Annotated in this window: 10 protein-coding genes and 2 tRNA genes; 6 read left to right on the forward strand and 6 right to left on the reverse strand. The window is 53.5% G+C overall.

Translation table 11 applies throughout. The annotated features are described in order from the left end of the window. Window positions 1-228 precede the first annotated feature (228 nt). Window positions 229-1,644 carry a glutamate--tRNA ligase gene (gene gltX, locus M2422_RS20545; RefSeq protein WP_033146145.1) on the forward strand — a complete coding sequence of 472 codons (1,416 nt, stop codon included), beginning with the start codon at window positions 229-231 and terminating at the stop codon, window positions 1,642-1,644. Window positions 1,645-1,696: 52 nt separating this feature from the next. Here the strand turns inward: gltX and M2422_RS20550 are convergent, their stop codons facing one another. Next, window positions 1,697-2,080, reverse strand: coding sequence for a YfeC-like transcriptional regulator (locus tag M2422_RS20550; protein ID WP_033146144.1), 384 nt, complete (start codon window positions 2,078-2,080; stop codon window positions 1,697-1,699). A gap of 1 nt (window position 2,081) precedes the next feature. Then, the gene (locus tag M2422_RS20555) at window positions 2,082-2,444 is read right to left on the reverse strand and encodes a YfeC-like transcriptional regulator (protein ID WP_033146143.1); all 363 of its coding nucleotides are present in this window, start codon (window positions 2,442-2,444) and stop codon (window positions 2,082-2,084) included. A gap of 217 nt (window positions 2,445-2,661) precedes the next feature. Between M2422_RS20555 and M2422_RS20560 the strand changes: the two genes are divergently transcribed. From M2422_RS20560 to M2422_RS20570, 3 genes are all read left to right on the forward strand, one after another. Continuing rightward, window positions 2,662-2,737: transfer RNA gene (locus M2422_RS20560), tRNA-Ala, on the forward strand. A 41-nt stretch (window positions 2,738-2,778) separates the two neighbouring features. Beyond that, window positions 2,779-2,854 (forward strand) — tRNA-Ala (locus M2422_RS20565). A 213-nt stretch (window positions 2,855-3,067) separates the two neighbouring features. Beyond that, a complete protein-coding gene (locus M2422_RS20570; protein WP_064672928.1) occupies window positions 3,068-5,260 on the forward strand; it encodes an EAL domain-containing protein in 2,193 nt (730 codons plus the stop codon). A 44-nt stretch (window positions 5,261-5,304) separates the two neighbouring features. On the opposite strand, the gene M2422_RS20575 is transcribed toward M2422_RS20570, so the two are convergent. Beyond that, on the reverse strand, window positions 5,305-6,492 hold the full coding sequence (locus M2422_RS20575; RefSeq protein ID WP_008501591.1) for a NupC/NupG family nucleoside CNT transporter: 1,188 nt from the start codon (window positions 6,490-6,492) through the stop codon (window positions 5,305-5,307). A 349-nt stretch (window positions 6,493-6,841) separates the two neighbouring features. Between M2422_RS20575 and M2422_RS20580 the strand changes: the two genes are divergently transcribed. After that, window positions 6,842-8,080, forward strand: coding sequence for an Nramp family divalent metal transporter (locus M2422_RS20580; protein WP_064672927.1), 1,239 nt, complete (start codon window positions 6,842-6,844; stop codon window positions 8,078-8,080). A gap of 32 nt (window positions 8,081-8,112) precedes the next feature. Here M2422_RS20580 and M2422_RS20585 read toward each other — a convergent pair whose 3' ends face one another. Together M2422_RS20585 and mgrA are read right to left on the reverse strand one after the other, a co-directional pair. After that, on the reverse strand, window positions 8,113-8,466 hold the full coding sequence (locus M2422_RS20585; protein WP_023308717.1) for a DUF2502 domain-containing protein: 354 nt from the start codon (window positions 8,464-8,466) through the stop codon (window positions 8,113-8,115). Window positions 8,467-8,593: 127 nt separating this feature from the next. Next, window positions 8,594-9,592, reverse strand: a complete 999-nt coding sequence (gene mgrA / locus M2422_RS20590; protein WP_048980091.1) for an L-glyceraldehyde 3-phosphate reductase — start codon at window positions 9,590-9,592, stop codon at window positions 8,594-8,596. 184 nt (window positions 9,593-9,776) lie between these two features. Here mgrA and ipdC point away from each other — a divergent pair, with 184 nt between their 5' ends. Further along, complete coding sequence (gene ipdC, locus M2422_RS20595; RefSeq protein WP_033146139.1) at window positions 9,777-11,435, forward strand: indolepyruvate decarboxylase; 1,659 nt, start codon at window positions 9,777-9,779, stop codon at window positions 11,433-11,435. On the opposite strand, the gene M2422_RS20600 is transcribed toward ipdC, so the two are convergent. Then, complete coding sequence (locus M2422_RS20600) at window positions 11,436-12,671, reverse strand: ion channel protein (protein ID WP_047060687.1); 1,236 nt, start codon at window positions 12,669-12,671, stop codon at window positions 11,436-11,438. Window positions 12,672-12,764 lie beyond the last annotated feature (93 nt).

Consider the following 12,764-nt stretch of genomic DNA (forward strand, 5'->3'; position numbering starts at 1 on the left):
TTGAAAATGAGTCAACGCATTTTCTAAAGTTTTTATTCGTTCGTCGTAAAATTAAACAAAACGATCGCGAAACGGGCAATGACGCATGATTTCTAAACAAAAATCGCAAACTCGGTCACGATAAAGGGATCAACATTGAGGAATCCCCCCACAGTGATAGAATATTGCCCATCGTTTTTTCCCCAGGATTTGCCGATTGCCGGCATCTTTATAACGTAAGGCCATTTCATGAAAATCAAAACTCGCTTCGCGCCGAGCCCGACAGGCTATCTGCACGTCGGTGGTGCACGTACCGCTCTCTATTCCTGGCTTTTCGCACGCCACAACAAAGGTGAGTTCGTGCTGCGTATTGAAGACACCGATCTTGAGCGCTCCACGCCAGAAGCAATTGAAGCCATTATGGATGGGATGAACTGGCTGAATCTGGAATGGGATGAAGGTCCTTACTTCCAGACCAAACGCTTTGACCGCTATAACGCCGTCATTGATGAGATGCTGGTCGCGGGCACGGCGTATAAGTGCTACTGCTCTAAAGAGCGTCTGGATGAACTGCGTGAAGCGCAGATGGCGAACGGTGAAAAGCCGCGTTATGACGGCCGCTGCCGCCACGACCATAGCGAGCATGCTGCAGATGAGCCTTGCGTGGTGCGTTTTGCTAACCCGCAAGAGGGCTCGGTGATCTTTGACGACCAGATCCGTGGCCCAATTGAATTCAGCAACCAGGAGCTGGACGATCTGATCATCCGTCGTACCGACGGTTCTCCAACCTACAACTTCTGCGTTGTGGTTGACGACTGGGATATGGAAATTACTCACGTTGTCCGTGGTGAAGACCATATCAACAATACGCCACGTCAGATCAACATCCTGAAGGCGCTGAACGCCCCTGTGCCAGTTTATGCGCACGTCTCCATGATCAACGGCGATGACGGGAAAAAACTGTCTAAACGTCACGGTGCGGTAAGCGTTATGCAGTATCGCGACGACGGTTATCTGCCGGAAGCACTGCTGAACTATCTGGTGCGTCTGGGCTGGGCCCACGGTGACCAGGAGATCTTCAGTCGCGAAGAGATGATCGAGCTGTTCTCTCTGAGCTCTGTAAGCAAATCAGCGAGCGCCTTTAATACCGACAAGCTCCTGTGGCTGAACCATCACTACATCAACACCATGCAGCCAGAATATGTGGCGACGTATCTGCAGTGGCATATTGAGCAGGCAAATATTGATACCCGCACTGGCCCTGAGCTGGCGGACCTGGTGAAACTCCTCGGCGAGCGCTGCAAAACGCTGAAAGAGATTGCCGAAAGCTGCCGCTACTTCTATGAAGAGTTTGAAGAGTTCGACGCGGACGCCGCGAAGAAACACCTCCGTCCGGTTGCGCGTCAGCCGCTGGAAGTGGTGCGCGACAAGCTGGCGGCCCTTACCGAGTGGACCGCTGAGAATGTGCATCACGCCATTCAGGCGACGGCAGACGAGCTGGAAGTCGGTATGGGTAAAGTCGGCATGCCACTGCGCGTTGCGGTAACCGGGGCGGGTCAGTCTCCGGCACTGGATGTGACGGTTCACGCCATCGGCAAGTCACGCAGCGTAGCGCGCATTAACAAGGCGCTGGACTTTATTGCTGAACGCGAAAATCAGCAGTAATTAGGCCTCAGATAAAAAAACGGCAGGTTAACCTGCCGTTTTTTTATGCCTCTTATTCCGTGAGACCGAGCCGCGTCAGAAAGCCGTGTATGCCTTCGCGTTTCAATAAGGCGTCCAGACGCCTCTGCTCTGGCTGAGTCATACTCTCCAGCGTCTCAATAATGCCCGGAGACAGGTTTGAAGAGGGTTCACTGTATGAAGCGGTGACCTCAGCGAGATGGTAAACCGCCTGACGGTTACGGATCGCCGGGAGGCTCATAATATGTTCCTTCACGCGCGCATCAATATGAATGAGCCGCGCGCGACCACCCTTCACGCCGTTGAGGCCTTCGGTTTTCCATCCCTGCTGGCGTATCCAGCGATTAACCGTTTGTCTGGCAACGCCCAAACTCTCCGCCAGCTCTTCCGTGGTCATTTTGCTGCGTAATTTTTTCATATCAGTTCTGATCGCGAATCCCTAAACGTTGCAACAATCCGGTAATCCCTTCCCGCATTAACAGCGATGTCATCTGCTTCTGCTCTTCCGGCGTCATTTCATTGGCCAGCGTCAGGAGCAGCGTGTGAAGCGAACTATCATGACTGACGCCTTCTGGCAGTTCGGACGTTTCAGTTGCCCGACGTGCGCTGCGGATAAAGTCACGGACTTTTTCGTTCACATGTACCAGGCGAGCTTTCCCGCCCTGGACACCTGGTTTTGGTGATGTAATCCAACCCTCTTTGCGTACCCATTTATTGATGGTCTGGCGGCTATAGCCAGTGAGGAGGGCTAACTCTTCTGGCGTCATTCGTTCCTTGATCATGCAATTTCCTGAATATCAGTGGGGTTAATTAACGGCTCATTTTATAGCACCGTTTTACGTGAAAACGTGACAGGCTTAACTCCTGACTGCGAGCAGGCTCGCAAAGTGATTCATTTGCATGATTTTTCGGCGATTGAATGGCTGGGATTGATTTTGCCGTTGACACTCCGCGGTGGAATTCATATTATGCCGCCCGTCAACATGACAGCTTTACGATGGGGCTATAGCTCAGCTGGGAGAGCGCTTGCATGGCATGCAAGAGGTCAGCGGTTCGATCCCGCTTAGCTCCACCAAACTCTGAACCCAACAGAGTGCGGTCAGTAAAGTCACATGTGGGGTTATAGCTCAGCTGGGAGAGCGCTTGCATGGCATGCAAGAGGTCAGCGGTTCGATCCCGCTTAGCTCCACCAAAATTGTAAACCCTCGTCAAAAGACGAGGGTTTTTTTTATGTGTTTGTAACACCCGCCACCGTATTTTGTTATCAAAAAGAAGGTATTCCCGTACCTCACCTCAATCGACATCAATAAACCAGTCTAAAAATAGACTTGAACTTGATTCGCGCAATTAATAAACCTATTATCCATCCGGTCAATAATTCTCTCGGAAAATAACGCCCAGGTTAATGAATAGAAAAACTTACAATAATGTAAAGATATTTATGATTGCTCTGGCTTTATGCCTGATTGCGGTACCTGTCTCCCGTTATCTCTCTCCCCGCGCAATTGTTAATGGTCACGACGTTTATTTAGCATGGTTACCTTTAAGCGTAATGCTGGCGGTAATTCTGCTATTTGGGCGCAGGGCTATTCTTCCCATTTTGTTAGGTTTTACTGTCACTAATTTATTCTATGTAAATTTAGCACCGCTACAATATTCAGTATTACTGTTCTGTCAGACCTTTGCGTTGTTCGCGGCGTGCGGCCTTCTGCGCATCATGCTGGGTAAGCGTTGGCGCTACTCCATCCCTAACAAGCACATCGGATTGCGGATATTCTGGCTCGGTTTTATGGTGCCAATAGGGATTAAGCTGTCGATGTATTTGGCGGGCTATTTGTTTGATTTTCCGGTGACAATTTCGACCTTTTTCGGCGAAGGGACGGTAATTTATAACGTTGTGGATATACAAAGCCTGATATGCGCGGCATTGATTTTTACCATGATGTTCTATTACCCGTTAAGAATGATAATTAATCCCCGTTATGCAATAAGTTTCTGGCGACGAAGCGTGAAGCCCGTGTTTTTTCACAAGAATTCATTATATATTTTTGCCTGGCTGGTGCTATTAAGTTTCATTCTCGTCATTTTATGTGGTCCTTTTGAATCTCCCGTCATTGCGGGCTATTTGATGCCGCTGATTTTTATTCTTTTTACCTTAGCGATAAGCCGACTGACCTATGCGTTGATTTCTCTGCTGTGGGCTGTATCTGCGCTCCTGCTGTTGACCTACAACTACAATTTCCTTAACGGGGTGGAATCGGGCCATTCGCTCTCTTTTATTCTGTCCGTGCTTATCTCATTCGCGATCTGTCTGCTTTACATGTCGCGCATTTACCAGCGCAGCGAGTGGCTTAAGCGGGGCTGGCAGGGGAGGGCGCTCACCGATCCGCTGACCGGATTGCCCAATATTCGTGCGCTGGAGGATTATCTTGAGATTCACCCGGATGCAAAAGTGAGTATTCTGCGTATGGATAACCTGGAATTTTTGAGCCGCCATTATGGGATCCTGATGCGGGTCCATTGCAAACGTACGATCGCCACGTCGCTGCAGCCTCTCCTGCAAAAAGATGAGACGCTCTTCCAGCTTCCCGGAAGCGAGCTTGTGCTGGTATTACTGGGCCCGGGAACCGCTGAGCGCCTCCAGCATATGGTTGATCGACTGAACAGCCGTAAGATTTTTTGGAACAACACCGGGCTGGATATTGAATTCGGTGCGTCCTGGGGAATGGTCGAAAACGGCGAAAAACTGCACCACACGCTGGGGCAGCTGAGCTGGCTGGCCGAGCAATCCTGCGGAGCAGCAAACAACGTGCTTGCGCTCACGAATAGCCTCGAGGCGGCATCAGGGCAAACGACAGAGCGAGTCCTGATGCTGGCGCGGATTAAGCATGCCCTGGAGGCGGGCCAGTTCCATTTATACGCGCAACCGATCCAGAAGGCGGACGGGAGCGGCTACTACGAAATTCTGGCGCGTATGGAGAGCGAGGGCGAGATCTTCACTCCTGACCGCTTTATTCCGTTGATTGCCCAGTTCAACCTTAGCCACCGGTTTGATATGTGCGTCATGGAGAAATTACTGCTGTGGCTGCGCGATCACCCTTCAACGCAGGCTGGCGCTCGTTTCTCCGTTAATCTGATGCCGCTTACGCTGATGCAAAAAGAGGTGGCGTCCGAGATTTGTGCGCTCTTTGAACGCTACGGCGTTGCGCCTCAGTCCGTCGTGATTGAGATTACCGAAGAGCAGGCCTTCTCAAATTCAGGCAGCAGCATCCACAATATTCAGCAACTGCGGGATTACGGTTTCCGGATTGCTATAGATGATTTTGGTACCGGCTACGCCAACTACGAGCGCCTCAGACGCCTGCAGGCAGACATCATTAAAATTGACGGCTGCTTTATTAAAGACATTTGTACCGATGATATGGATGCGATGATCGTGCAGTCGATGTGTAATCTGGCGAAGACGAAATCGCTGTGCGTCGTAGCGGAATACGTCGAAACACCGGCGCAGCGCGAGATGCTGCTTCGCTTCGGCGTGGATTACCTGCAGGGCTACCTGATAGGCAAACCCAAACCGCTGGAAGAATTGCGGGCATAAAAAAACCGGGAGCCAGGCTCCCGGTTTTTGTTTAACGCTAAACGTTAGAGTACCAGTGCCGCGATAGAAGCAGACAGGACGCTCACCAGCGTAGAGCCGTAAACCAGCTTCAGGCCAAAGCGAGAAACCACGTTGCCCTGTTCTTCGTTCAGACCTTTAATCGCGCCCGCGATAATCCCGATGGACGAGAAGTTCGCGAAGGAGACCAGGAACACGGACAGAATGCCTTCCGCGCGCGGAGAAAGCGTGCTGGCAATTTTCTGCAGATCCATCATCGCAACGAATTCGTTAGAAACCAGTTTGGTTGCCATGATGCTGCCCACCTGCAGCGCTTCGTGAGCCGGAACACCCATCACCCAGGCAACCGGGTAGAAGATGTAGCCCAGAATACCCTGGAAGGAGATACCCAGCACCGCGGCGAACAGGGCGTTCAGCGCAGAAATCAGCGCAATGAAGCCGATCAGCATGGCGGCAACGATAATCGCCACTTTGAAGCCCGCCAGAATGTACTCACCCAGCATTTCGAAGAAGCTCTGGCCTTCGTGCAGGTTTGACATCTGAATGTTCTCTTCACTTGCGTCAACGCGGTACGGGTTGATCAGCGACAGAACGATAAAGGTGCTGAACATGTTCAGAACCAGCGCCGCAACAACATACTTTGGCTCCAGCATGGTCATATACGCGCCCACGATAGACATGGACACGGTAGACATTGCGGTTGCCGCCATGGTGTACATGCGGTTGCGGGACATTTTGCCGAGAATATCTTTATACGCGATGAAGTTCTCAGACTGACCGAGGATCAGGGAACTGACGGCGTTGAAGGATTCCAGCTTGCCCATGCCGTTCACTTTGGATAACAGGAAACCAATTCCACGAATAACGAACGGCAGAACGCGGATGTGCTGCAGGATACCGATCAGCGCGGAGATGAAGACGATAGGGCAGAGAACCTTCAGGAAGAAGAACGCCAGACCTTCGTCGTTCATTTTACCGAAGACAAAGTTGGTCCCTTCATTGGCGAATCCGAGCAGTTTTTCGAACATTTCGGAGAAGCCTTTCACGAAGCCGAGGCCTACGTTGGAGTTCAGGAAGAACCACGCAAGTAAAACTTCAATGACCAGCAGCTGGACAACATAACGGATACGAATTTTTTTGCGGTCTGTGCTGACCAGCAATGCAAGTGCAGTAACGACAACAAGTGCCAGGACAAAATGAAGGACGCGGTCCATATTTGCTCCAAATATGAGGCAGGTTTAATTTTCGTGCACATTCTATGTAACAAGCGAAAAGAAAACGAGATCGAGGACACACTATAGTTACATCCTGTGACGAGTCTCAAAAATAGTGATCCACAATACATTTTTGTTATGTTAGGTAAATGAGTGAAAAGTTAAGTTTGTGTGCTAGTCTTCACAAAAGCGCGCGCGATTTTTAGTTTCTGTTAGATCGCCCCACTTACCCGCCCGTCTATCGTTCAAAGCTATCAGAGAAATCACTGTAAACATCACAAATGATCTTGATAATCATTCTCATTTTGATAGCATTAAACATAGCAAAGGCTATATTTCAGAGGCAGAAATGACAAACAGTCGCGTAGAGGGTAGCAGTGGCAGAGCCGCGCGCAAGTTGCGGTTCGCATTAATGGGACCTGCGTTCATCGCTGCCATTGGCTATATCGATCCAGGTAACTTTGCGACCAATATTCAGGCCGGGGCCAGCTTCGGCTATCAGCTGCTGTGGGTGGTCGTCTGGGCTAACCTGATGGCGATGCTGATTCAGATGCTCTCAGCAAAGCTGGGGATTGCCACGGGTAAAAACCTGGCGGAGCAAATTCGCGACCATTATCCGCGTCCGGCCGTCTGGCTCTACTGGGTCCAGGCGGAAATTATCGCCATGGCCACTGACCTCGCTGAATTTATCGGTGCAGCGATCGGCTTTAAGCTGATTCTGGGCGTGTCGCTGTTGCAGGGGGCGGTACTGACCGGGATTGCCACTTTCCTGATCCTGATGCTGCAGCGTCGGGGTCAAAAGCCGCTGGAGAAGGTTATCGGCGGTCTGCTTCTGTTTGTCGCGGCGGCCTATATCGTCGAGCTGATTTTCTCACAGCCGAATCTGGTGCAGCTCGGTAAAGGTATGGCAATACCAAGCCTGCCAACCTCGGAAGCGGTGTTCCTGGCCGCCGGGGTATTGGGGGCGACCATCATGCCGCATGTGATTTACCTGCACTCCTCGCTGACCCAGCATCTCCATGGTGGAACGCGCAAAGAGCGTTACTCCGCCACCAAATGGGACGTGGCGATTGCCATGACCATCGCGGGGTTTGTCAATCTGGCGATGATGGCTACCGCAGCCGCCGCTTTCCACTTTAACGGCCACACCGGTATTGCCGATCTCGACCAGGCCTATCTCACGCTGGAGCCCTTACTGAGCCATGCTGCCGCCACGATATTTGGTCTCAGCCTGGTGGCTGCCGGTCTCTCTTCTACGGTAGTGGGCACGCTGGCAGGCCAGGTGGTGATGCAGGGGTTTGTCCGCTTCCATATTCCGCTGTGGGTTCGTCGCTCCGTCACCATGCTCCCGTCATTTATCGTGATTCTGATGGGGCTTGATCCTACGAGAATTCTGGTCATGAGCCAGGTGCTGCTGAGCTTTGGTATCGCGCTGGCGCTGGTGCCGCTGCTGATCTTTACCAGCAACAAAACCCTGATGGGCGAACTGGTTAACTCAACGCTGGTGAAACGGACCGGGTGGGCAATCGTGGTGGTGGTAGTGGCACTGAACCTGTGGCTGCTTATTGGCACCGCATTGGGGCTCTAAAAGAAAAAGGAGCCGGGAGGCTCCTTTTTGCATTAATGGTGACCGTGGCCATGACCGTGGCCGCGTCCTTTCCCGCCGCGATCCCAGCCGCCGCGACGGTCGTCACGATCGTTCCAGCCTTCACGGTAGCCGCGCTCATACGCGTTGTCTTTATACCAGCCGCGGTGTCTGCCGTTATCATGTTTCCACCAGCGGTCTCCGCGCCACTCATAGTGACGGTTCCAGTAGTCACGGTCGCGCCAGTAGCCACCGTCCCAGTATCTGCCGTAGTCGTCACGATCGCCAATTTGTAATTTTACTGATGGCAACAGGGTGATTTCGCCCGCATTGGCGATCAGCGGGGCTGAAGCCAGTAATACCGCTGCAAGAATCAGTGACCTGAACATACTCTTTCTCCTTCACGATCGGGGCCCTTGCGGGGCCTGTTAACGCAATATTACGAGTTGGTAAAGCCTCGTTTCATCGCCTCAACTCCGAATTCCTGAGCGAGAGCACTTTTTGCTAAAAGTGATTCTATTTTGAGCTGTTCAGGATCGTGTCAATACGGACAAGTTCTTCCGCAGAGAAATGGCGGTTTTCCAGCATCCCCACGGCATCATCAATCTGGGCCGTTTTACTTGCCCCAATCAGCACTGACGTCACGTTCTCATGGCGTAATACCCAGGCCAGCGCCATCTGGGACAGCTTCTGGCCGCGCTCTTCCGCCATGGCGTTCAGCTTTCTTACCTTCTGCAGCTTCTCTTCGGTGATCTGGTCAGGGTTCAGGAACTGACTGCCGCTTGCCGCGCGTGAGTCTGCCGGAATGCCGTTCAGATAGCGGTTGGTCAGTTGTCCACCGGCCAGCGGCGAGAAGGGAATGCAGCCGACCCCTTTTTCCTGCAGCACGTTCAGCAGCCCCTCTTCCGGCGCACGCTCAAAAAGGGAGTATTTCGGCTGGTGGATCAGGCAGGGCGTACCGAGATCGTCAAGGATATCAATCGCCTTGCGGGCCAGTTCTGCAGGGTAGTTGGATAACCCGACGTACAGGGCTTTTCCCTGGCGCACCGCATGGTCAAGCGCTTTCATGGTTTCCAGCAGCGGCGTTTGTGGGTCAGGACGGTGATGATAGAAGATATCCACATACTCCAGCCCCATGCGCTTCAGGCTCTGATCGAGGCTTGCCAGCAGATATTTGCGTGACCCCCAGTCGCCGTAAGGGCCATCCCACATGGTATAACCTGCTTTGGTAGAGACGATCAGCTCGTCGCGCCAGGGCAGGAAATCCTCCTGCAAAATACGACCGAAATTACGTTCGGCCGATCCCGGTGGCGGGCCATAGTTGTTGGCAAGGTCGAAATGCGTAATGCCCAGATCGAACGCGCGCTGTAAAAGTTGACGGCTGTTTTCGATAAGCGTGGTGTCGCCAAAGTTATGCCACAGCCCAAGCGAGATGGCGGGCAACCTGAGTCCGCTTTGCCCGCAGCGACGATACTCCATTGTCCGATAACGATTTTTGTCCGGCTGATAACCCATTCTCATGACCTCTGGCGCTGAAGAAAAAATCAGTGTATGCGTTTACATTAACGCGAAAAAAAGCAGCATAGCGCAGCCTTTTTTGTAAAGCATTCTTTCCATGCTCTTCTTATCGCCAATTCTGGACAGTCATCACGCTTATTTAATACTCAAGGTGAGGTCAACATTAGAAGGATACCTGTTCATGCGTACCCCATACTGCGTCGCCGATTACCTGCTGGACCGTCTTACAGATTGTGGAGCCGATCATCTGTTTGGCGTGCCGGGCGACTATAACCTGCAGTTTCTCGACCATGTGATAGACAGCCCGGATATCTGTTGGGTGGGCTGTGCCAACGAGTTAAACGCCTCCTATGCCGCGGACGGATACGCCCGATGTAAGGGCTTTGCCGCGCTGCTGACGACATTTGGCGTAGGAGAGTTAAGTGCGATGAACGGCATTGCGGGCAGCTACGCTGAGCACGTTCCGGTACTGCATATTGTGGGCGCGCCGGGTACGGCGTCACAGCAAAGAGGGGAGCTGCTGCACCATACGCTGGGCGACGGTGAGTTTCGTCATTTTTACCATATGAGCGAACCGATCACCGTTGCACAGGCGATCCTGACCGAACAAAACGCCTGTTATGAGATTGACCGGGTATTAACTACCATGCTCCGGGAGCGTCGCCCCGGCTATCTGATGCTGCCTGCGGATGTGGCAAAAAAAGCCGCCACGCCTCCTGTAAACGCTCTCACTCTCAAACACGCGCATGCCGATAGCGCCTGCCTGAAGGCGTTCCGGGATGCCGCTGAGAACAGGCTGGCCATGAGCAAGCGTACTGCGCTGCTGGCCGATTTCCTTGTCCTGCGCCATGGCCTGAAGCATGCCCTACAGAAATGGGTCAAGGACGTGCCGATGGCACACGCCACCATGCTGATGGGTAAAGGCATATTTGACGAGCGTCACGCCGGTTTTTACGGCACCTACAGCGGTTCGGCGAGCGCCGGTGCGGTAAAAGAGGCGATTGAAGGGGCAGACACGGTGCTGTGCATCGGGACGCGATTTACCGATACCCTGACCGCCGGCTTCACGCATCAGCTAACCCCGTCACAAACAATTGAAGTTCAGCCTCATGCGTCACGCGTCGGTGACGTCTGGTTTACCGGCATCCCCATGCTTCAGGCAATCGAAACGCTGGTAGAGCTGTGTAAACTGCACGTGCACGATGCGCCGGTACCGTCGTCTCAAAGCGCGATGGAATATCCGCAGCCGGATGGCTCGCTGACGCAGGACAATTTCTGGAAAACGTTGCAGACGTTTATCCGCCCTGGAGACATCATCCTTGCGGATCAGGGCACCTCGGCCTTCGGCGCGATCGACCTTCGTCTTCCGGCTGATGTGAATTTTATCGTCCAGCCGCTGTGGGGATCGATCGGCTACACCCTGGCCGCAGCGTTTGGCGCGCAAACCGCCTGCCCAAACCGGCGCGTGATTGTGCTGACTGGGGATGGCGCAGCGCAGCTCACCATCCAGGAGCTTGGCTCGATGCTGCGCGATAAACAACACCCGATTATTCTGGTCCTTAACAACGAAGGGTACACGGTGGAAAGAGCGATCCACGGGCCGGAACAGCGATATAACGACATTGCGCTATGGAACTGGACGCAAATCCCGCAGGCCCTGAGCCTTGATCCTCAGGCCCAGTGCTGGCGGGTCAGTGAAGCGGAGCAGCTGGCGGATGTCCTTGAGAAAGTGGCGCACCACGAGCGGCTCTCGCTAATTGAGGTGATGCTGCCGAAAGCCGATATCCCGCCGCTGCTGGGGGCGATTACTAAAGCGCTGGAAGCGCGCAATAGCGCCTGATTACTTGTCGTTTCGCCAGGCCATCATCATCGGTTTGCCCGCCAGCAGGAGCCAGGCGGGCAACATCACGATACAGAGCAGGGGGAAAAGCGTCGAATCGGGTACCACTACCGCCGCCATAAACAGGCTGAGCCAGGCGTCACGCGTGACCACCAGAACCAGCCCCAGAATAGAGCAGGAGACGGTAATGGCCGCAGGCACCGCATCGACGTGTTCGTGCAACATCAGCCCCAGCGCTACACCGACAAAGACCACCGGGAAGATGCGTCCACCGCGAAAACCGCAGGCTGCAGCCACCACCAGCGCGGCCAGCTTAATCACGGCAAACAGCAGATAGTCGGAGACGCTAAACACCTGGCTGAAGGCCAGCTGCTGCATCTCATCCAGACCTTTGAACAACGTCACCGTCCCGCCGATTGCCCCTAAAATACCGAGGATCAAACCACCAGCCCCCAGAACTAACACCGGGTGTTTGAGTTTATGCATCAGGCGGTGCAGGCGAGGAAGACACCATACCGCTACCATTCCCAGCGCGATGGCGATCGCGACGACGATGGCGCCGCTGAAAATATCGGCTATCTGCATCTGGCCGTAGTGGGGGAGAGAGAGTGAGAAGTGGGGATGGAAAAACAGGCTGGTCGTCAGCGCGCCAGCGGCTGCTGCCATCAGCGGAGCAAAGAGTTTATCCCACAGCGGGACGTCGTTATTGCTGCTGAGCGTCTGAGAAAAGATCAGTGCGGCAGCGACAGGCGTGCCGAAAAGTGCCCCGATGGTGCCTGCGGAGGCGAGGATGGTCCAGTCCAGCGCGCCGACGCGGGGCAAAATGCGTGAACCGAGGAAAACCGCCAGGCCAATATTCACCGCCATAATCGGATGCTCCGGCCCCAGGCTGACGCCGCCGGCCAGACCGATAATCAACGCAATGAGCAGTCCGGGCAGTGCCGAAGGGGGAACCGGGGCGCCAATCAGCGGTTCCTGCGCCGGATCGGGGCCGGCATGGCCGGGACTGAAACGGATCACCAGGCCTACCGCAATACCGGTTAACGTCAGCATCACAACGATCCAGGCAGGGGAATCAGCATTGACCCCCAGTTTTGTCGGAAGCGCTGTCCATAACATGGCTTGCAGCACCGACGCGACTTTCATCACGACAATGAGCACCAGACTTGAGGCCACGCCAATAATTAGCGCCGGAATTGCCAGCAACAGCATGGTTCTGGCTCGCGGGTGGAGCATGATGATTTCCTTGTACAAAACGGCATTACGTTACTTTGCACATTAAGCTTTATGGCAATAGTGCAAAAGGTGCTGAAACGGTAAAGTTATTCT

Source organism: Enterobacter sp. SLBN-59 (assembly GCF_024807915.1).
GTDB classification, from domain to species: Bacteria; Pseudomonadota; Gammaproteobacteria; order Enterobacterales; family Enterobacteriaceae; genus Enterobacter; species Enterobacter asburiae_B.